The 23,855-nt window shown below is 47.9% G+C and carries 4 protein-coding genes, 3 rRNA genes and 1 pseudogene; all 8 read right to left on the bottom strand.

Features of this window, described 5'->3' with window-relative positions; all coding sequences use genetic code 11:
* Window position 1 precedes the first annotated feature (1 nt).
* Window positions 2-12,682: a non-ribosomal peptide synthetase/type I polyketide synthase gene (locus tag ACYCS5_RS27255; RefSeq protein ID WP_459760448.1), complete on the bottom strand. Its 12,681-nt coding sequence runs from the start codon at window positions 12,680-12,682 to the stop codon at window positions 2-4.
* Window positions 12,657-13,880 (bottom strand): ACP S-malonyltransferase, encoded by a 1,224-nt coding sequence (gene fabD / locus ACYCS5_RS27250; protein WP_165150825.1) that lies wholly within the window; start codon window positions 13,878-13,880, stop codon window positions 12,657-12,659. Before fabD ends, ACYCS5_RS27255 begins: the two co-directional genes overlap by 26 nt.
* A 707-nt stretch (window positions 13,881-14,587) precedes the next feature.
* Window positions 14,588-15,007, bottom strand: a pseudogene (locus ACYCS5_RS27245) (GNAT family N-acetyltransferase).
* Window positions 15,008-16,049: 1,042 nt separating this feature from the next.
* Window positions 16,050-16,166 (bottom strand): 5S ribosomal RNA (gene rrf, locus ACYCS5_RS27240).
* Window positions 16,167-16,316: 150 nt separating this feature from the next.
* Window positions 16,317-19,265 (bottom strand): 23S ribosomal RNA (locus ACYCS5_RS27235).
* Between the two features lie 394 nt (window positions 19,266-19,659).
* Window positions 19,660-21,215, bottom strand: a 16S ribosomal RNA gene (locus ACYCS5_RS27230).
* The 16S, 23S and 5S rRNA genes sit together here, the layout of an rRNA operon.
* Before the next feature lie 431 nt (window positions 21,216-21,646).
* Complete coding sequence (locus ACYCS5_RS27225) at window positions 21,647-22,807, bottom strand: trans-sulfuration enzyme family protein (protein ID WP_029516789.1); 1,161 nt, start codon at window positions 22,805-22,807, stop codon at window positions 21,647-21,649.
* A 303-nt stretch (window positions 22,808-23,110) separates the two neighbouring features.
* A complete protein-coding gene (locus tag ACYCS5_RS27220; RefSeq protein WP_459760447.1) occupies window positions 23,111-23,791 on the bottom strand; it encodes a YetF domain-containing protein in 681 nt (226 codons plus the stop codon).
* Window positions 23,792-23,855: the final 64 nt, after the last annotated feature.

Below are 23,855 nucleotides of genomic sequence, written 5' to 3'. Positions count from 1 at the left end.
TTTATAGGCTTTCATAAAAATGCTTCATCTCTTCGAACTCTTCCAAATCCAGATCATCTGCCCCTACGTCTGTTGGTGTCAGTTCCTGACCGGACTGATTAAGGCAATGACGAATGGTATTCAACAGGTGTGTTTCGAAGCGGGAGAAAAGTTGTTTGACCGTGCGCTCTTCATATGCATTCCTGTCATAGGATATACGGATACTTAATTTTCCGTCCTCCAACCGGCTATCCATATAAAGAGCACAAGATGAACCATTAATCACATCCTTGGTACCTGGTCCAATTTCAGCTTGCAGCGGCGATATTGAAAAATAAACCGATTCCGGGTGTGGGGAGTCTATATAACGGAAACCAATTTCCGGATGACGAAAACGTTTAGAATCCGTTGGATTGCTGGCTTCGGTCAGATATCTCAATGCACCGTAGCCCAATCCGTGATTTGGAACCTGCCGAACCGTTTCCTTCACACGCTTGAGCAACAGCGCTATATCATCCGCAGATTTGATGTCCAGTACAACTGGATACACGGACGTAAACTGCCCTACCGTTCTGGAGATATCCAGCGAATTTGTTTCAGCCTGCTCTCGGCCAGGGTTCTCCACGTATAGTGCAATCCGTTCTTGTCCTGACCATTCGGACACTGTTTGCCCCAGTACGGACAGCAGTATTTCCTCCGGCACGGTATTATAGGCATGATTGACCTGTGTCATCAGATGCTGGGTTTCGTCAGTTGATAATTGCAGGTGGAGCTGATGTGTTTGTCTCTCCGATCCAGAATCCGTAATGACTTCATGGTCTTTGGGAAGCGTTCTCCACTCTGACAACTCTATCTTGTTCCAATAGTCCTGCTCCTTGAGCAGCTCTTTACTATTCGCATAATGTTCAAGATGCTCTGCCCACGTTTGGTAAGCGTTCGTTTTGTCCGGTAAAACAATCGTTTCCCCATCCAGAGCTTGTCCGTAGCCTGTTGCCAGATCTTCGAGCAAAATATTCCATGAAATGGCGTCAGCCACTAGTGGGTCTACAGCAAGGAAAAGATGATCTCCGCTATCCAGACGGAAAAGCCCTGCCCGAACTCGTGGTCCTTCAAACAGCCGCAGGCTGCTTTGAATCCGTTGACATTCAGCTTCCATCTGGCTGCGTGCTTCGCTTTCCGTTCCCGTAAGCGACAGTACCTCCAGCGTGATTAGCTGTTCATGCAGTCCTTTGTGAGCTTGCGTAACCGACTCGTCAGCCTGCTGTAATAAGCCAAGGCGCAGAGCATCGTGGTGCTCTACGATTTTCTTCAATGCGGCTCGCAATGGCTGCTCGTCAAAGCCCGACTTTGCCAACAGCAGTACCGACATTGCGGCAGGAAGTGCCTCGGATGCTGGATGCCGTTCAAACCCATCGAGTAGATGTCGTTGTATCGGTGTCAGTGGTACTTCTCCATCTATCGGACCTTGCTCTATCGGACGGGACAATGTTTCTGCATAGCCGCTCAGGATTTCAATGGACGGATGCTCCAGTACGTGTCGGATATCCAGCAAATACCCGTGGAGACGCATGCGTGCGATGACTTGAACTGCTTTAATCGAGTCGCCTCCGAGCAGAAAAAAGTTATCCTGAATGCCCACCTGATCGCGTCCCAAAACATCTTGCCATACGGCGGCCAAAGCTTCTTCCACATCATTTCGCGGCGCTACATAGGCCACATCCGGTCGGAATAGCTTTTCAGGCTCCGGCAATGCTTTTCGGTCGGTTTTTCCGTTCGGTGTCAACGGTATCCGATCCAGAAACACGAAGTAAGACGGAACCGAATAATACGGGAGCAACTTGGCGGCATGTTCATGAATGACCGTTAAGCTTGGTGTTTCTTCTGTATGCAATACAATGTAGGCACACAAGACGGATTCTTGCTCTTTGTTTTGATATACAGTGACGACAGCCTCTTGAATTGCAGAATGGCTCATCAAAGCATTTTCAACCTCACCCAGTTCGATCCGGAATCCACGTACTTTCACCTGATGGTCGATTCGGCCGATAAACTCCAGATTTCCATCTGCTTTCCAGCGAGCGAGGTCACCCGTTCTGTACATTCGTGTCCCTATTGAAAATGGATTATCCACAAATTTCTCTGCCGTCAAATCCTCGCGGTTCCAATAGCCACGGGCCAGCCCTTCCCCTGCAATGCATAGCTCGCCCGGTATACCAATTGGCTGTAATCTGTTCTGCGCATCCATGATATAAATGTGCGTATTCGCAATGGGGCGTCCAATGTCAATTTGATTGGCATGGGTAAGTTCCTGCACTGCCGACCAAACCGTCGTTTCCGTAGGTCCGTACATGTTATAAATACGGGGGCCGTTCAATTTCTGCAATGCCTCCAGCAGCCTAGGTGGAAGCGCTTCTCCCCCAACCATAATTTCCTGTACACCTTGCAGCACACGGGAGCCTTCCTCATGACTCAGCAGCATGTGCAGCCGCGATGGCGTCATTTGCAGCATGTCAATGTGATGTGCAGTAATCAGTTCGCCAAGTGCCTGAGGATCGACCTGATGATGGCGGTCGCCTAGCACGACGGTCATTCCGCCTAGCAGCGGCAGAATCGCTTCCAAAACGAAAATATCGAATGAAATAGTGGTTAGCGATAAAATCGTTTTGTTCGCTGCAAAGTCGATCACTTCACGCATTCCTGTAATAAAATTCAGCACCGAGCGATGCTGGAGCATAACTCCTTTCGGATTTCCGGTTGAGCCAGAAGTATAGATGACGTAAGCCAGATGCTCCGGCTGAGCAGTGGCTTCCAGATTGGTCCTTTCTCCTTGATATACTTCCTCATCTTCGATAAACAGGGTGTTGGCGCTGTAATGGTGTTCTCCTACCAGATCGCGACTGGTCAGGAGCACGGCAGCCTCACTGTCACTCAGCATATACTCAATACGGGCTGACGGATATTCAGGATCGATAGGCACATAAGCGCCACCCGCTTTTAGCACGGCGAGCAGACCGATAATCATTTCCGCCGAACGCTGCACCATCAGGCCGACTAGCTTATCGGGTCCTACGCCATGCGCTTGAAGTATCCGTGCCAGTGAGTTAGCACGTTCGTTCAAGTCCCGGTAGGTCAGACGCTGATTTCCGAACACCAATGCTATATGACCCGGCGTCTGTACGACCTGCTTTTCAAACTGCCCGTGAACTGTCTCATGGTGCGGGAAAGGTACAACGGTATGATTAAATTCGGTTAGCAGTAATTGCTTCTCTTCATCAGATACGATCGTAATATCGGCCAACCGCACCCCGACATCCTGCGTCACCGTTTCCAAAATTCGCACAAAATGCTCTCCCATCCGTCGGATGGTCTCCGGTTTAAACAGCTTTGTGCCATACTCCAAAGTGAAGGACAAACATTCTTTTTCCTCGGTCACATGCAATGAAAAATCCACCTTGGATATACCCGCGTTGAATTCTTCCGGTTTAAAACGAATGCCTCCTGTTTCCAAAACATCTGTGCCGACATTTTGCAAACTGAACATCGTATCGAACACCGGGTTTCGACTTAGGTCGCGCACCAGTTCCAGCCTGTCTACAAGCTCATCAAACGGGTATTCCTGATGCTCCAGTGCCAGCAGCGAGTTTTGCTTAACCTCCTGCAAAAAGGATTGGAACGTTAAAAAAGATCGCGGCTGATTGCGAAGAACCAGCGTATTGACGAACATGCCAATCATCGCTTGCGTATCCACATGCCGTCTTCCGGCAACAGGTGTACCCACGATAATGTCCTCTTGGCCAGTATATTTGCCCAGCAGGATATTATAAGCCGCCAAAAGTATCATAAAGATCGTAGATTCGGTATCTTGGGCCAATTTGTAGAGTGTGTTAGTAAGTTTGGATTCCAAGGTGACGGTCAAGCTGTCACCTTCAAAGCTTTGTGCTTGTGGACGCGAAAAGTCCGTAGGCATATTTAGTACAGGAAGCTCGCCCTTCAAGGTCTGGAGCCAATATGATTCATGCGCTTGCAATGCGTCGTCAGTGATCTGCTGCTTCTGCCAAGCAACAAAGTCTTTGTAATGAAGCTGAATGTTCGCAAGCTGTCTGCCCTGATACCGTTGAATGATTTCATCTAGCAGCACGGCCATGGAGAAACCATCGGACACGATGTGATGCATATCCACTAGCAGATTGAAGCCACCTTCGATAAATTCGTACAGTTCGGCGCGGAATAAAGGAGCTGTTCCCAGATGAAAAGGCTGAACAAACAAGGTCCGAGCCTGTTTTGCTTCTTCCTTGGAAATACGGGTATATGGAATGTCGAATGGAATCGTGTCCCGAACTTTTTGTACCACTTCCCCGTCTTCCAGATCGAAATACGTCCTAAAGGATTCATGACGCAAAATAACTTCCCTAACGGCTTCAATGAAGCGGGGAACCTCCAGATCTCCCTCTATGAAAAGCTGACCGGGTACATGATAGGCCTTTCCACCTCCCAGCTGATCCAGCACGTACATTCTCTTTTGGGAAGAAGATACCGGATAGAAGGCTTGCGATTTCACAGATACAATCGGTTCGTAGGTCTTCTTTGTTCCACCCGCAATATATGTAGCCAGCTCAGCAATCGTTTGCAGCTCAAAAATGTGGCTGAGTGGAATGTGTACACCCAATTCCTTATTGACTCTCGACAGAATGACCGTCGCTTTTAGTGAATCACCACCCAGTTGAAAAAAGTTATCGTCATCGCTGATATCTGTTACATTCAGAACGTCCATCCAAATGTTCACGAGTTGATCTTCTACGCTGTGGTTCTCAGGAGCGGTGTCTGTTTTAGTCAATACACTTGCTTGTCCCGGCTCTGGCAAAGCCTGTAGATCAGGCTGACCATCCGGCAGAAGAGGAATATGATCCATAGGAATCCAAAAACGGGGCTGCGTATAATCTGGAAGAATTTCGATTGCAGCCTTTTTCAGTGCGTCTTCTTCCCATGGCTTCGATGCGTTTGCGACCACATAGACGGTTATATATGAGACTTTTCCAGCTTCGTCCGTTTGCGGTGTAATGACGCAGGACTCCAATCGGAAAGTTTGCAGCAGGTGTTTCTCCAACTGCCCCAAATTAACCCGATGTCCGCGAATGTGGATAGTCCGATTCAAATTGCCAATATGCCGCAGCTTGCCATCGTTTTCTACGTAAGCCCATTCTCGGGTCGTTCCCAACAGGCCTGCTACTGAGGCTTGATACACCTCCCCTGCTGTCCCAACAGGTGCCAAATGCTTGTAGGCATCGAGGACGCAAAGATAGTTTCCCTTGGCGTCGGTATTTGCTGCCCATGCAGTTCGAAGTTGTTCGTTCTCCGACGCACGGAGTAAAGTCAGCGCGGAAACGCGAGCCCCTTCTTCCTCTACAATGGAATACAGCAAATTCAGGAAATATCCTGACCAGGCTTCGATAATGTTTGGCTGAAAAAGATCCGAATTGTAGTCGAAATCAAGACGTAATTGTTGCAGCGCCTCTGTCACGTTCAAAAACAACTCGTATTTGCTGAATGATACCTCATTCTCAATGAGTTCCACTTCCAGTTCATGGAATTGAAAACGCGGAATCGGTCGATCCATATTGAATACAGCGTTAATGACAGGCAAATGCCTCAGCCCCAGCTGAGCGAGTCCGGCAAAGCTGTACTTTTGGAAGCTATCCAGTTCATTCATGCGCTTTTTGACTGTTTGGACATGCTCCGTAAAAGTAGCATCAGGACGCACTTCGCTGATCATCGGAAGCAAGTTGACACAGTTGCCGATCAGAGAGAAGGCGTCCATATGGGATTGTCCAGCGGTGGGAACCCCCACCGTTACTTCCTGCTGCCCTGTCAGCCGATGTAGAAAAATCTGAAAGGCGGATAGCAGCGTTATAAAAAGACTGCTGCCTAGCTTTATACTGGCGGATCTCAATTGTTTAACGAGCGGCGCTTCGAGCATTACGGTATGTCTGCTTCCTCTGGAAGACGGAATCTGTATTCCCCTCACCGGAGATGGCAAATGGAGGACAGGCTGCTGTTTATCTAGCATCGCTGACCAAAAAGCTAGGGCCTCATCTTTCCCGGCTTTCAATTGATCCTGCTGCCAAACAACGTAATTCCGAAAAGGTACTGGATCGGGAAGGTTGTAGGCAGCATGTCGAACAAGCGCAGAATAGATGTGTTCCAGTTCCTGAATGAATACACTGATTGACCAGCCATCTGCGATAAAATGATGAAACGTAAAAACACCCAGATGCTCTTCATCCGATATTTTCAGCAGATGAATTCGGAATAATGGCTCGCCTGGCGTCATGGCAAATGGGGTTTCACTGTCCTTGATCATCCATGCCCGAATATGTTGTTCCTGTTCATCTAGGCGATAACTGGTAAAATCATGAAGCGGGATTTCCGCTTTCATCACAGGAGCGAACACCTGAGTTTCCCCATCGCCGCTCATAAAGATATGTAAGGCTTCATGACGGTTTACAATGGTCTGGACAGCTTGGTTGAACGCCTGCTGCTGAAGTGGACCACGAAACCGCAACAAGGCGGTTTCGTGTAAAGATTGAGAGTCACTTCGATCTGAAACAGAAGCGAACCAAAGCTGCTTTTGCTCTGGAGTTAACGCAATAACTGTTTCTGCTGCTTCAGCCTCTGGAGGTACGGTTACAGGTACAGGTTGCTTTCCCGGCCCCGGGCCGTTTCCATTCGGGGGCGGGTCCGGTAAAAATCCCCCTTTACGCAGCTCGTTCACGCTATCCTTGACCGCTTGTACGATTCGCGCAATATCTTCCTCGGTATGGGCCGTGGACAAGAAGCAGTTTCGTCCCTCCCAGATATAGATGCCTTTGTCCAGCATGTGATAGAAGAACAGCTCCAGATCGCCTTTGAGCACGAAGCGGAATAGGGAGCCAAAGTGAACGACCTTCATAGGTACGCGTTCGTCAGTGAAATAGCTGTTCAGCTCCGCAGCTAACGCCGAGGTGCGGCTGTTCAAGCGATTTTGCAGTTGCTCGCCATGCTTCTCCAAATGATCCAGCACCGCTAAGGATGCAGCCATTGCCAGCGGATGATGGCAGAAGGTTCCTGCCACAAAGGTTCGCTGCTGCTCATGCTGCGGATAGGAATCATCCCCGAAGCTCCACGTGCCTCCGTCGATCCCGTTCATAAAGGCGGCTTTTCCGGCTACGATGCCGATGGGCAGCCCGCCGCCAATGATTTTACCGTAGGTCACGAGGTCGGCTTGTACCCCAAACCACGCTTGGGCTCCTCCGGGCTGAATCCGGAAGCCTGTGATGACTTCATCAAAAATGAAGGCAGTACCCGACTGCTCCGTTATCTGGCGAATTTCCTGCAAAAAGGCTTTAGGCTGAAAATCTGGTCGGCGGCTTTGTACCGGCTCCACGATAACCGCGGCCAGTTCATGCGCATGGGTGCGGATATAATCCAGAGAATCGTCCGCCCCATAATGAAGCACGACGACATCGTCCACCATATGCTGCAAGATACCTGGAGCTAGAGGTGTCGAATGCTCCTTGTCATCACCCGCGCTCCCCAGTGCCAGCACCCCGTCGAATGTACCGTGATACGAGCCAGCAAAAATGACGACTTTAGCTCGTCCAGTGGCAGCACGTGCCAAACGGAGCGCGACCATGACGGCTTCCGTGCCGGAATTATACAGGGCAATCCGTTCCACGCCGGTCATCTTGCATATTCGCTCGGCGACCTGTCCGGCCATGTTGGACATGGGGCCGACACACATGCCGTTCTTCAGCTCTTCTTCAATTTCTTCACGAATAAAGGCTGGATTGTGTCCGAACAGATTCACACCAAAGCCCATCGTCAAGTCGACATATTCATTGCCGTCCAGATCCCAAATTTTTGAACCATCGGCGCGTTGGGATACAATTTGATACACCATTTCCTTCAAAACAGGCCGGAAACCAGCCACATTGCGGTTATTGGCGTATACGGAGCGATACTGCTGGGTGTACTGTTTGGTGTTACGCGTACGGGCCGTGTAGCGTTCAATCAGTTCTTGTAGGTGTTGTTCCTGACGGAGCGAAAGCAATTCACGTGCTTTAACATCCAGCTTTTTATAAGGCGTATACGGCTTGGCTTCATTGCCTGTCTGCTTGAAAACAGCCTTTACGGATGGTGCTGGTGCTAATGCAGCCGCGACTTTCTGCTTGGATTCGGTACGGATGATCTGCGCACTTTCACTACTTGCCGGTAGCAAAACGCCCGTTTCCGGGTTAAATGGCTCGGAAGCTATTACGGATGCAGATGGCTGATGCCGGAGAACATCAAGCTGCTGTGACATCAGATGTAGCTGTTGCTCCAAAATTCGCTCTACAGCCGCAGGAGCTGTAGCGATTGGAAAGCTTTGAGCCCGTGTTTGTCCAGCCGTGTCTATGGCATAAACGGATGCCGCAGCCGGAACAGCGGATTCATGAGACGGTTGGGTTAGCGGGAAAGCTGCGTGATCAACCTGATTCAGAGTTGTTTCTGGACGATTTTCTACAGATTGAACCGGGGTTTCAGCAGAAGTGAAAATGCTCACCCGCTCGGCTACGTAGCTGGCCAACAGCTCCAGCGTGGTCAACGATTCGAAAAATTCGTTCATTGGAATGTCCAGTCCGAAGGTATCCTTGATACTGTGGCGAACCTGGGACAAATTAATGGAATCCAGCCCAAGCTCCAGAAAATGTGTTTGTGGCTCCAGTTCCTCCAGACTGAGTTGGGACACGTTACCGATCATTTTTGCTAACTTTTGAAGAATAGATGATTTGTGCTGATCGGTAGCAGATGCTAGCGCTGAATACTCGTTCCCCATAATTCCAGACTCCTTTGCTTTTGAGTTTTCATGAACTGGTACCTTCTGTTCCGTTCGAATCTGTTCGGGTACGTTAATCCAACATCTTTTCCGTTCGAATGGATACGTAGGCAGAGAAACCTTTTTATAGTGCTTACCTGCATAGAGGGCATTCCAATCGATCTGCGCTCCTTGCACATACTTGGCAGCCAGTTGCTCCAGTGATTGCAACGTGTCCAAGCTTCCAGTGACCCTCTCTGCGCCACCTTTGTTATCTGCTTTCCCGGTGTATACACCTTCGACGACTCTACCTTGTTCGTGTAACTGAATCACCTTCGCCTTCAACGCATCCGCCCCTGCGGCAGTCACAGCAATCCGGTGATTCAGGTGACTTCTGCCTGTGTTAGCCGTATAGCATACATCCTGCATCACGAGTTCTTCCGCACGTCCGAACCGTTCTGCGTACCGCCCGACCAGCTCGTGCAAAGCGGATTCACTCCGCGCTGACAGGGTCAGCAGCAGTGGTGATGATCTATTGTTGCTGTCCGTTGAGGCTTGGTCTGATTCCGTCTTCGCTATATATTCCTCCAGCACCACATGGCAGTTTGTCCCGCTGAATCCAAAGGAACTCAGCCCGCTTCTTCTCGGAAAACCGTCCGTCTTCCATTCCCTAAGCTTCGTATTGGCATATACCGGGGATTCCTCAAAATGGATCTTTTGGTTTGGTGTGCGAAAATGAACGAGCGGTGCAATCTGTTGGTGCTTCATGGACAATACGGATTTGATCAAGCCCGCAATCCCAGCGGCTTCGTATAAATGACCGATATTCGTTTTGACCGTGCTGATCGCCACAAACTGCTTACGCTGTGTATGCTTGCGGAAAGCCTTGGTAATGCCGTCAATCTCAACCGGATCGCCCAGCTTGGTGCCGGTGCCATGTGCTTCGATATAACTTATCGTTTCAGGATCAATCCGTGCATCGCGCCACGCCTGCGAAATCACTTCTGCCTGAGCCAGCGCATTCGGCGCGGAAACACCAATCGTGCTGCCGTCCTGATTGATGGCACTTCCCTTGATCACAGCTAAAATGTTGTCACCGTCTTGTTCGGCTTTGTGCAGCGGCTTCAGTAAAACGGCTCCAACTCCTTCACCCCAGCCCGTTCCGTCCGACTGGTCGTCGAAGGCGCGTGCTCGATCATCGGAGGATTCCATGCCAATGCCCGCTTTCAGCGGCAGTAAAATCGTCTTCACTCCTCCTGCCAAGGCCATGTCGCAGTCTCCGCTAAGGATGGACTTGCAGGCCAAATGCACTGCCACGAGGGATGAAGAGCATGCTGTATCAATTGTTAGCGCCGGACCTTTTAGATCGAGCAAATATGCAATCCTGCTGGAAATAATGGATGATAAATTACCAATGGCAAAGTTCGGCAGCGCGCCTGGTTCCACCTCAGACAACAAACGCTCGTATTCGAAGCTGGTTTTGGAGAAGCCGACATACACGCCGACCTTTTGGCCTGCCAGTTGCTTACCCCCATACCCCGCATCCTCAATCGTGCTCCAGGCTGTTTGTAGAAATAACCGTTGATTCGGGTCCATGAGTGAGGCTTCCCGTGGAGTCAGCTTAAAGAAGGAGTAATCGAACTTGTCTACTTCATCCAGATAGCCGCCTTCTGCAATTTGCATATTCCGTCCTTCCGTATTCAGACGGGAAATGAAATCTTCGGCATCTTTTCTTCTTTCGTCGCTGTACGGGCCGATATTGTCAGCCCCTGATGCCACATTCGCCCAAAACTGCTCTAATGTTTCCGCTTGAGGAAACTTGCCTGACATGCCGATGATGGCGATATCCCGGACATTCGCTTCCTCCTTGGCCTCGGACTGTGCTGTTGCAGCCGGGTCGCTGCTCATGCCCTGACTAGAGATATATGCAGCAAGCTTGGCGATGGTCGGATAGGAAAAGAAGTCCGTCACCTCAATATGAATCCCTAATTGATCCTCCAACCGGTCCACAATTTGAACGAGCTGCAAGGAAGTCACTCCGATATCAAAGTAGCTGTCGTCCGTCCCGATCGACTTTACATTTAAAATATCCTGGCAGATTCCAATCAGCTTCTGTTCTATCTCTCCTTGAGGTAAGACTACACGCTCAGCTGCTTGCATGACTCGAGTAGCCTCGGCCAGTGCTGTCAATATTTCATCAAATTCGCCCTGCTCATAACTCTGGGCTAATTTGAAGCGCTGAACCTTTCCACTGGTTGTTTTAGGAATACGCCGGATCGGAACCACATCCTGAATATGCCAACCTCCCCGGTAATTTAGATGACTTTTCAGCTTTTGGACAAGCGGTACAAAATGCTCTATCTTTTTCGTGTGCATCACAAAGGCAATAATACGATCCTGCCTCGTTTGCGTATCATGTACACCGCACACGGCTACTTTTCCGAGATCCACACCATCCAGTTCCTCGGCAATCCTCTCGATGTCATGCGGGTAGACATTCTGTCCGTTCACGAAAATGATATCCTTGGCTCTACCAGTAATAGTCAGGCGACCGTTCCGCATAAACCCTAAATCGCCGGTGATAAGCCAGCCATCCTCTGTTTTGACCTTCGCGGTAGCCTCTGGATTGTTATAATATCCGGATGTCACATTTTTGCCGCGGATCTGTGTGTGTCCAATCACCCCATCTTCAAGCACCTGATTTTTTTCATCGCAAATGCGGACAGAGGTACTGGCCAACGGATACCCCAAATCCACAAAAGTAAGACACCGCTTGTCGGACTTGTCCACTTCTTCTATGGGTTCACCCACGTGTAACTGCTGCCGGTTCAAATGAATGGGTATAAAGGTGCTTTTGTCCAGAGGTGGAGAGGAAACTCCCACACTCGCCTCTGCCAATCCGTAGACAGGAAACATCGCATTTTTATTCAAACCGTGAACACTCATTGCATCCATAAACACATCACAAAGCTCCACAGATACGGGCTCCGCTCCATTTAAGATCATACGGACACTTGACAAATCCCAGTTAGCTGCTGTTTCGGGTTTATACTGATCGAGAAAAAATTTATACCCAAAATTGGGAGAGCATATTTGAGTCACCTTATGCTCCGATACTTTTTTTAGCCATAAAGACGGGCGTCTGATAAAAAGTGCCGTTGGCATAATCAACTGCTTGGCATTAGCGATCACACAGGTTAAATGAAATGCGATCAATCCCAGGTCATGCGTAAGCGGCATCCAGCCCAAATAAGCATCCTTGGAGCTCATGCCCGTTTGATTTGCGATATCCCGAATATTGTAAACCAAATTTTCATGCGTCAGCATGACTCCTTTAGGATCACCTGTAGAACCTGAGGAAAATTGGATAAAAGCTAAATCCTCCGGTTTGGGTATATGGGCAACACCTTTACTCTGATTGGAATAATCGAATATATGGCTTGAAAAAGTCGCTTTTTTAACGGGCTCAAAGGAATCCAGCAGTTCGTGCTGGTGCGAGTATTTTTCTAACTGTTCCAATACCTTGTCATCTGCAATCATATAAGGGCGGGAAAGTGTATTCCAGATTTTAAACAATTTCATTTTATGCTCATCATTATTCCCTATGCTTATAGGAACAGGAACGATTCCACCGAGTAGGCAACCCCAAAATACATTTACAAAGGTATGATTGTCGTCGATCTGCATGATCAGCTCATCGCCAGGTTGTATCCCTTTTTCCTGTAATTCATAAAGTACCTGTGATGCTTGCTCCAGAAGTTTACAGTAGGATACGTATTCCTCTTGTTTATCACCAGAAATAAAGGTGATTCCGTTCTCATCCCGGCTTGCACGGTCTTGAATGATTTCAATTAAAGTTTGAAACTGTTCCATCCTGATCCCTCCTCAATTGCTCTAGCATTACTTTCTGCTCTCCTTCGGAGACCTGTTTGGTTTGCAACACCAGGCGAATACACTCCAAAATCTCCTGTCTTTGCTCAAAAGCAGGAGGTGAACCGCTCCCTGATTCAGAGCTTCGAAGTAATTCTTCCAGTCTTCGAACAGGTAAAATAACACCCTTTCGATAATCATCTTCATTCCAATTGGCATTGGGGGTAGATACCGCCAGTGAAAGGGAACGAGCAACCCAATCACGGATTGAGAAGCGGCGTTCCAGTTCAACGCGATCCAAGTCTCTATCCACGGACAGCAATTCAATGGTAGTGCTTATTTCCTTCGCCAAATTTTTCAGCACCGTTCGTGGACCTAACTCGATGCCTTGTTTTACGCCATGATTCTCCATATACTGCATGGTTTGAATCCAGCGAACCGGGTGAGTCATTTGCAAAATCAATCCTTGACGGATGCTGTCAACATCGGGGTATGGCAGAGCGGTCACATTGGAGATCACGGGCCACTGCGCTTCATGGAAAGTGTATTTTTGCAGCTCGATGGTCAGCCTGTCCGCAGCATGCTGCATAAGCGGACTATGAAAAGGACCACTAACCTGCAAGCGAGTAATTTGGGCCCCCCGCTGTTCTAACTTGTCAGCTACCATAGCTATCGATGTATGATGACCAGAGATGACATACTGATTAGGCGAATTGTAACAAGCAATAACAGCAGGCTGATCGATTGGGGAGTGCAGACGACAGAATTCTTCCACAGCGCCTGGCTCAGCTCCGCGAATGGCAATCATGCTGCCCAGACCGGCCTCTGCGGCTTCTTCCATGATGCGTCCTCGCTTTTGAACCAGTCGTAAAGCGTCGCTAAAGGATAGAACACCGCTACTTACCAGAGCTGAATATTCACCCAGGCTATGACCTGCTGAAAATTCAGGGATAATTCCGATTTCATGCATATAACGCCGGAATGCAATGACACTGATCGTGAGAAGTGCGGGCTGAGTATAGAATGTTCTGGATAGCTGGGTCATCGGACCTGCCATGCATAAAGCTTTCAGATCATATCCCAAAATATCAGCAGCCTCTTCGAACAAGCGATCCGCTTCTGCAAAGCCGCTATGCCACGTAGCCCCCATTCCTACATACTGAGAGCCTTGCCCAGGAAAAACCAAAGCCATGCGATTCATATCAAACCCCTTTCCTCCCCACAAAGATGTGGCAAAGCAAAAATGTTTTTACAATTCAGGTGTTAATGTACATATGTATGAAGACAATGGCTGTAGAGATAGATGTAGCAAAAAGCAACAAAACCGATTGTCAAAAAACAGTAATCGACATGTAAAAATGAGTTGGTTATGGAGTTTCCATTCGTGGTGTGATTGAGATCAAAAGTCAGATGTGTGAGTAGACTTGGAAGTGTAAAAAAACTTGAGGTATACTGGAATTCCAGGCTTGGAACCTAAAATTCAGTATCATAGATGAATGTGATGATAAATTGTTGAGGTCATACAGGATGTTTTTCGATGTAAGTATTAAATGAGAAATATTTTATTTATATAATAGATATGGACTCGAAAAATGTCAATATCTTTTTTAAATTCCTTTAATAAGAAAAAAATGCGATATTTGAATGATTTTGTTTCAATATAAATATAAAAGTAAATTAAAGTATGTCGATATAATGTATAAGTATATTATATACACAAACAATGCCCTCTTTTGTCTAAAAATCAGGCATTGTTTGTAATTTTTAATGAATTTTTGTAAAATTTCTGTGTAGTAAGTGCAAGAAACAGATTTTGTGTTATATCTGGTGCTTGACAAACCAAATTGTAATGCGTTGCAGTCGTTCCACACGAAGCTGCGCATGTCCTTTTCGTGAAAGTTCGTGGCTTTATCCAACCCCCTTTCGGCGAACAAATCGGCTTCGTCCGTTCTTGGTGATCGAGATACGTTCATATTCCCAACGCTCGTACATGGATAGCAGATATGGATGCTTCTCCGCTGTCGCCAGTGTCACCGCAGGGGCACCCAACTGATCACGAATAATTGTGTGTTCTACTCAATTCGTTTTCTCCCGTACCCTTGGCCTGTGCAGCCGGGTCTACAGCGAACCACATCACAAACGGCAAGTCGATTATAAAATCAAGGGCTTATTTTTCGAATGGCTAACAGTAGCCTGAATGACCCCGTTAATTTCCAGCACATAGCAATCATTGTGTTTAATGTTCTCCCGAATGAGAGCAACGTCTGCCTGAGTGGCAGGCCACTGGAGTCCCAACTGCCGGATCATTTCGTACGCTTCGTAGGTCACATACTGTTCGTCTGCACTAAGTTATCTGAATGTTCAGGTAAAATCAATATCTATGTCATCAATTTTAACAACAGTCATTCCTTGATAAGGGGTTTTACGCTCCAAAAAAGTAACAGGAACGTAAAAGTCCGAATTATCTTCTTTCTTTATACCCAAATGAATGTATCTGCCACTAAAAATGTTATACAACATAAACTCAGCATCAATCATGCTTTGGGCTAACTGAGGATTAAAAATAATAAAGCTAGGTTGATGTAGTAATTTATGAAGAAATGGGAAATGTCATATACGATAAATGGTTCTCTCATATCCGCCTAAGTTGGATTTTTTCAGCATTTCTAAAGTCAGTGTTCCTTGTCTTAATTTTGGAAACCCTTTTTTTCCACGATATGAAGACCCAGTTTTCATTTTATGTATGCAAAGTAAATGAGGAAGATCAAAAGTTCTAAAATGCAACCTGATGCCACGCTTTTTATGACGAATTTTATAAAGAAAAATTAAGTTACAAAGGTGCTCCTCATAAAAGATACTTCACTTATCGTCGCTTTAGCAAGCTGATTTCTCACTTTGTCCTTGTTAGCACCCATAAAATAAATGTCTTAAAACCTTTCAGATACATATCTTTAGGAACAAGCATAATAATCCAGTATTCTGCTATTCTTACTTTTATTTGATATGGACGTAGTACATATCCATGCTCATACATATAATAGCACTCTTTAGGCTAATAGTTCACTTTGAGTTAAGAGGAATTTCTTCAATTAAACTTGCGTCTGTATGGTGAACATTCCCTACAGCTTTAGAAACGGGATACGAGTTCATTAATCCTCAGGGTATGGCCGACATTTTTAATACATGTTCCGTTTTTGTTATTTCAATGTAAGAACTACGTCACCCATCTAGCCTACTCTTCGTCAGGACTAGGTTACTTCTATGTTATTCCTTCTTAGTTTCCATATCCTACTTTTAAACTGTTTAAATATCTAATTCCGAAAAGATAAAAGAGAGCACAGCCCATTAAGGCTGTGCTCTCTTTTATCGTGCTTGGCGACGTCCTACTCTCCCAGGACCCTGCGGTCCAAGTACCATCGGCGCTGGAGGGCTTAACGGTCGTGTTCGGGATGGGTACGTGTGGAACCCCTCCGCTATCGCCACCAAACATGAATTTGCTACGCAAATTCTTCCGTACAGCTATTCAGTTCATCACTTATCGTGTGAATGAATAGCCATGCGCTTGTTGTATGTCACTTGTACATACCTTCAAGGTTACACCCTGAAAACTGGATCCGAAACTCATTGCGTCTTATCTTAGGATAAGCCCTCGACCGATTAGTATTGGTCAGCTCCATGCATTACTGCACTTCCACCCCCAACCTATCTACCTCGTCGTCTTCAAGGGGTCTTACATACTGGGAAATCTCATCTTGAGGGGGGCTTCACGCTTAGATGCTTTCAGCGCTTATCCCTTCCGTACATAGCTACCCAGCGGTGCTCCTGGCGGAACAACTGGTACACCAGCGGTACGTCCATCCCGGTCCTCTCGTACTAAGGACAGCTCCTCTCAAATTTCCTACGCCCACGACAGATAGGGACCGAACTGTCTCACGACGTTCTGAACCCAGCTCGCGTACCGCTTTAATGGGCGAACAGCCCAACCCTTGGGACCTACTTCAGCCCCAGGATGCGATGAGCCGACATCGAGGTGCCAAACCTCCCCGTCGATGTGGACTCTTGGGGGAGATAAGCCTGTTATCCCCAGGGTAGCTTTTATCCGTTGAGCGATGGCCCTTCCATGCGGTACCACCGGATCACTAAGCCCGACTTTCGTCCCTGCTCGACTTGTAGGTCTCGCAGTCAAGCTCCCTTCTGCCTTTGCACTCTTCGAATGATTTCCAACCATTCTGAGGGAACCTTGGGGCGCCTCCGTTACTCTTTAGGAGGCGACCGCCCCAGTCAAACTGCCCACCTGACACTGTCCTCGCACCGGTTTACGGTACCAAGTTAGAACCTAGATACGATCAGGGTGGTATCCCAAGGATGCCTCCCTTCAAGCTGGCGCTCAAAGTTCGACGGCTCCCACCTATCCTGTACAGATCGTACCCAAATTCAATATCAAGCTGCAGTAAAGCTCCATGGGGTCTTTCCGTCTTGTCGCGGGTAACCTGCATCTTCACAGGTATTAAAATTTCACCGGATCTCTCGTTGAGACAGCGCCCAAGTCGTTACGCCATTCGTGCGGGTCAGAATTTACCTGACAAGGAATTTCGCTACCTTAGGACCGTTATAGTTACGGCCGCCGTTTACTGGGGCTTCGGTTCATAGCTTCGCTCTTGCGAGCTTACCACTCCCCTTAACCTTCCAGCACCGGGCAGGCGTCAGCCCGTATACTTCGCCTTGCGGCTTCGCACAGACCTGTGTTTTTGCTAAACAGTCGCTTGGGCCTTTTCACTGCGGCCCCCTCGGGCTATTCACCCTACCGAGGCACCCCTTCTCCCGAAGTTACGGGGTCATTTTGCCGAGTTCCTTAACGAGAGTTCTTCCGCGCGCCTTAGAATTCTCTTCTCGCCTACCTGTGTCGGTTTGCGGTACGGGCACCTTCTCCTGGCTAGAGGCTTTTCTTGGCAGTCTGAGATCATGACCTTCGCTACTACAATTTTCGCTCCCCATCACAGCCCAGCCTTCACGATGTGCGGATTTGCCTACACACCAGCCTCACTGCTTAGACGGACATCCATCAGTCCGCGTCACTACCCTACTGCGTCACCCCATCGCTCATAACGGATTACGGTGGTACAGGAATTTCGACCTGTTGTCCTTCGACTACGCCTATCGGCCTCGCCTTAGGTCCCGACTTACCCTGAGCGGACGAACCTTCCTCAGGAACCCTTAGGCTTTCGGCGGATCTGATTCTCACAGATCTTTTCGTTACTCATACCGGCATTCTCACTTGAATGCAGTCCAGCGCTCCTTACGGTACACCTTCAACCCGCATTCAACGCTCCCCTACCCCTGATGCATTGCATCAAGCCATAGCTTCGGTGGTGTGTTTAGCCCCGTTACATTTTCGGCGCAGAGTCACTCGACCAGTGAGCTATTACGCACTCTTTCAATGGTGGCTGCTTCTAAGCCAACATCCTGGTTGTCTGTGCAACTCCACATCCTTTCCCACTTAACACACACTTGGGGACCTTAGCTGATGGTCTGGGCTGTTTCCCTTTTGACAATGGATCTTAGCACTCACTGTCTGACTCCCGGAACTAAATCTATGGCATTCGGAGTTTGACTGAGCTTGGTAACCCTTGCGGGCCCCGCACCCAATCAGTGCTCTACCTCCACGATTCTTCTTTCCGAGGCTAGCCCTAAAGCTATTTCGGGGAGAACCAGCTATCTCCGGGTTCGATTGGAATTTCTCCGCTACCCCCACCTCATCCCCGCATTTTTCAACATGCGTGGGTTCGGGCCTCCAGTGCGTGTTACCGCACCTTCACCCTGGACAGGGGTAGATCACCCGGTTTCGGGTCTACGTCCACGTACTCATTCGCCCTATTCAGACTCGCTTTCGCTGCGGCTTCAGCTCTTCACCTTAACCTTGCACGGGAACGTAACTCGCCGGTTCATTCTACAAAAGGCACGCCATCACCCGTGATTTTTCCAAAGGAAAATATCATAGGGCTCTGACTTCTTGTAAGCACACGGTTTCAGGATCTATTTCACTCCCCTTCCGGGGTGCTTTTCACCTTTCCCTCACGGTACTGCTTCACTATCGGTCGCCAGGGAGTATTTAGCCTTGGCAGATGGTCCTGCCGGATTCATACGGGGTTTCACGTGCCCCGCACTACTCGGGATCCGTCTCGGAGGGAACAAGTTTTGAACTACAGGGCTTTTACCTTCTCTGGCAGGCCTTTCCAGACCTCTTCATCTAACCGGTTCCTTTGTAACTCCATGTGAGACGTCCCACAACCCCAAGGAGCAAGCTCCTTGGTTTGGGCTAATCCGCGTTCGCTCGCCGCTACTGACGGAATCACTATTGTTTTCTCTTCCTCAGGGTACTTAGATGTTTCAGTTCCCCTGGTCTGCCTCTCACTCACCTATGAATTCAGTGAGTAGTGACTGTCGATGAAGACAGCCGGGTTTCCCCATTCGGACATCCCCGGATCAAAGCTTGCTTACAGCTCCCCGAGGCCTTATCGTTGTTCGCCACGTCCTTCGTCGGCTCCTGGCGCCTAGGCATCCTCCGTGTGCTCTTTGTAGCTTAACCTAGTATTTACATCGTAAATACGATTTGCTTTGAAATTCGGTTCAACACTTACGTGTGAATGAAATTCAAGGCAGCTACCTTTATTTCACTTGTTTACACAAGATCAGCTTAAAGGAATATTCTAAAACGCAATTTCGTTTCGGTATCCAGTTTTCAAGGTGCAATTCGCTTCATCGAAGCGAAACCCGATGAATATTTCGGTTCCACACGGATGTGTGAATGAAGTATTCGTCGAAGCTTGAGAGTTTGAGCTCTCAAAACTGAGCAACGAGTGAGTAAGTTTAGGATATTCATTTCATTCACACGAATGTGATGAACCGAATTGAATATCCGGTCGCAGGTACATGTACCTGCGAATTTGAATGTTTCCATCGCAGGAAACGATTCTCCATAGAAAGGAGGTGATCCAGCCGCACCTTCCGATACGGCTACCTTGTTACGACTTCACCCCAATCATCTACCCCACCTTCGGCGGCTGGCTCCCTTGCGGGTTACCCCACCGACTTCGGGTGTTGTAAACTCTCGTGGTGTGACGGGCGGTGTGTACAAGACCCGGGAACGTATTCACCGCGGCATGCTGATCCGCGATTACTAGCAATTCCGACTTCATGTAGGCGAGTTGCAGCCTACAATCCGAACTGAGACCGGCTTTTCTAGGATTGGCTCCACCTCGCGGCTTCGCTTCCCGTTGTACCGGCCATTGTAGTACGTGTGTAGCCCAGGTCATAAGGGGCATGATGATTTGACGTCATCCCCACCTTCCTCCGGTTTATCACCGGCAGTCTGCTTAGAGTGCCCAGCTTGACCTGCTGGCAACTAAGCATAAGGGTTGCGCTCGTTGCGGGACTTAACCCAACATCTCACGACACGAGCTGACGACAACCATGCACCACCTGTCTCCTCTGTCCCGAAGGAAAGGTCTATCTCTAGACCGGTCAGAGGGATGTCAAGACCTGGTAAGGTTCTTCGCGTTGCTTCGAATTAAACCACATACTCCACTGCTTGTGCGGGTCCCCGTCAATTCCTTTGAGTTTCAGTCTTGCGACCGTACTCCCCAGGCGGAATGCTTAATGTGTTAACTTCGGCACCAAGGGTATCGAAACCCCTAACACCTAGCATTCATCGTTTACGGCGTGGACTACCAGGGTATCTAATCCTGTTTGCTCCCCACGCTTTCGCGCCTCAGCGTCAGTTACAGCCCAGAGAGTCGCCTTCGCCACTGGTGTTCCTCCACATCTCTACGCATTTCACCGCTACACGTGGAATTCCACTCTCCTCTTCTGCACTCAAGCTCCCCAGTTTCCAGTGCGACCCGAAGTTGAGCCTCGGGATTAAACACCAGACTTAAAAAGCCGCCTGCGCGCGCTTTACGCCCAATAATTCCGGACAACGCTTGCCCCCTACGTATTACCGCGGCTGCTGGCACGTAGTTAGCCGGGGCTTTCTTCTCAGGTACCGTCACTCTTGTAGCAGTTACTCTACAAGATGTTCTTCCCTGGCAACAGAGCTTTACGATCCGAAAACCTTCATCACTCACGCGGCGTTGCTCCGTCAGGCTTTCGCCCATTGCGGAAGATTCCCTACTGCTGCCTCCCGTAGGAGTCTGGGCCGTGTCTCAGTCCCAGTGTGGCCGATCACCCTCTCAGGTCGGCTACGCATCGTCGCCTTGGTAGGCCTTTACCCCACCAACTAGCTAATGCGCCGCAGGCCCATCCACAAGTGACAGATTGCTCCGTCTTTCCTCCTTCTCCCATGCAGGAAAAGGATATATCGGGTATTAGCTACCGTTTCCGGTAGTTATCCCTGTCTTGTGGGCAGGTTGCCTACGTGTTACTCACCCGTCCGCCGCTAGGTTGTGTAGAAGCAAGCTTCTAAGTAACCCCGCTCGACTTGCATGTATTAGGCACGCCGCCAGCGTTCGTCCTGAGCCAGGATCAAACTCTCCATTAAAGACCAACCGAAGTTGGTTTATAGAAAGAGCGATAAGCTCATGTTGAAACTGACGAGATAAAAAACATCTCTTGTTTGCTTCCATTTTATACAGCCTGGAAGGCATGTACCAAAATTTCAGCGTTGGATTTTGCAAGCAAAATCCGTACTCACTCGTTGTTCAGTTTTCAAAGATCAAGTCAACAGCCGTTTAACTGGCTGGATATATAATTTATCACGTGTATACCTATCAGGCAAGTTGTAATATTTCCCAATTTACTAGTTTGTATTTCTACACGTTGATTTACCTGGAACAACTGAGACTCTCTTATCTCCTACTTCAAGTGCAAAGTTGATCAGGTATAAACATCATAAATCAGAAAAGCAGAAGCTCTTTATGTATTGGAGGAACCGCTACTTCCGCTTTTTTAGATAAAATCCTGAAAGTTAGCTTAGCTTAAAGCTGTAGCTAAATCCTGTATCAGAAGTTCAGCAGGCTCATGCCCTACAGCTAGGCGGATAAGCGATTCGGGCATGTGTTGTTTTTCTAGACTCTGCTTATTGAAGCCGTAGTTTGGTGAGATCACCTGGCTCTCCATAGACCCCCAAGATACACCGATCCGAATCAGTCGCAGTTTATTGATCACTCTGCATATATCCTCATAACCCGAATCTTTTAGTTCAAAACTGAATAATCCGGCATACCCTTTGAGTTGCCTACATGCCAGCTCATGTTGTGGGTGAGAAGGAAGTCCGGGATGATTCACTTTTGAAATGGCCGGATGATCTGATAGAAAACGAGCAACCAACAGAGCATTTCTCTGATGGGCTTCCATTCGGAGCGGGAGTGTTCTTAGCCCCCGAATGAGTAGCCATGCTTCAAAAGGGGCCAACGAGCCGCCAATCAACTCATACTCTTCAGCATACATACGATTTATTATCTCTTTAGAAGCGATCACTGCCCCTGCAATTAAATCATTATGACCACCCAAGTACTTGGATGCGGAGTGAACAACGATATCTACGCCCCATTCTAATGGTTTTTGAAAAAGGGGTGTAGCCCATGAATTATCTATGATTGTGCGGATGCCCTTCGATTTGGAAAGCGAAGCTACCTCCTGAATATTTACCATATCGAATGTGAATGAGGTAGGAGACTCCATAAGAATAGCACGGGTCTGCGGGTTGATGGCATCAGCAACTGCTTCCGTAGAAGTGGAATGTACAATTGTATAATTTATATTGAACTTCGATAAGTATTTAGCTAGGCTGACGGAGGTTTCGTATATGTGTCCGACCAGAATCAGATGGTCCCCGGCGGATAAACTACACATTAAAGCCGCACTGATAGCAGCCATTCCGGAAGCAAAGCACTTGCAGTCCGCCCCACCTTCCAGTGCAGCAATCATTTGCTCTGCAATCTGAACGGTAGGATTGGTTCCCCTCGAATAGACATAATGCTCCTTTTCATTATTAGCCGCTTCAGCATAATCTTCGTAAGTATCAAAGAAAAATGGAGCAGTCTCATAAATAGGAGGAGCAGCAGCCTTAGCAAAACACCCTAGTTCGTCCTCAAATCGGAGACAGATAAGCTGATCATCCGAGAAACTCAAATCTGATCACCACTTTCTGAAAAATTTCAAACTCATGAGGTAGTCTCCTCAATCCGGGACTCAAATATTCTATAGGGTTATTTCAAAAATCTTTTAAAGAACTGCTGGGATCTAAAAATGATAATTAAATGCATGAAATAAATATGGAGCAGTGAATGGAAGCAATGAGTAAAAATACACTCAGGGTATCAGAGTTGATCATCTGTATTTCATTGTTTGAGCTGGGAAGTACAACCCTGACTGTTCACCTTGCTCCTCTTTTTTGGCTTAATTATCAAAATGGTCTTATTTTTAATGCTTTTTCTATCTCATTGGCACGATATGAAGTGTTCCATCCTCGCTTAACTCTGCATAGGCAATCTCATCGATACTATCATATCCCTGCTCTCGCACCTTAGCCTTAATCTCTCCAATATCAATTGTTTTCCCACGCATAGATTCATTTAGCAACCTTCCCTTATCAATGACAGTAACAGAAAAAAGATCAGGCTGTGCATCTATTCCCATATCCTGAGCGGCGGGTGGCTCGTATTCAGGTTTCCGCATGACTGACAAGGAGCCGTTCGTCTCTAACGTAGCGTACCAGACCTCACGCAGAGAAAAAATATTTTGCTGGCGTAGCATGGAGAGTAGCTGTGTAAATTCTATGTCATATTTATCCAGCATTTCTTGATTAACCTGCCCTTTATCCACGAGCAGCACTGTTCGACCTTCTGCCATATATCCAAATTTCACAAAATGGGTCGTCGCTTTTTCAAAAAAGTAGGCCAGCGCGCACCATAGTGCCAAAGCAAATAAAAGCTGTCCAATGGTCACCTTATCGTCATATAACGTATTTCCCACAATTTCGCTTAACACCAATGATGTTAGGAAATCGAGTGGTGTTAACTGACTGAGTGTTTTCCGCCCTGTAATAAAAGTAATGATCCACAAGCCAAAAAAGCTGATGATCAATTTGACACCAATCGAAACAAATACCTCCATAAATAGGCCTCCCGGAAGAAGTTGTTTTGTTATGTGTTATTTACACCGGCCTACCTCAGCATAA

The sequence above is a fragment of the Paenibacillus sp. SEL3 genome (assembly GCF_054602585.1).
The sequence above is the reverse complement of the archived record's forward strand: the minus strand, read 5'-3'. Positions and strand labels throughout refer to the sequence as shown.

What these genes read in the sequence shown, in the direction of transcription:
- ACYCS5_RS27220 (WP_459760447.1), bottom strand. Translation starts at nt 23,791, where the DNA reads ATGGAGGTATTTGTTTCGATTGGTGTCAAATTGATCATCAGCTTTTTT.
- fabD (WP_165150825.1), bottom strand. Translation starts at nt 13,880, where the DNA reads ATGAATCGCATGGCTTTGGTTTTTCCTGGGCAAGGCTCTCAGTATGTA.
- ACYCS5_RS27255 (WP_459760448.1), bottom strand. Translation starts at nt 12,682, where the DNA reads ATGGAACAGTTTCAAACTTTAATTGAAATCATTCAAGACCGTGCAAGC.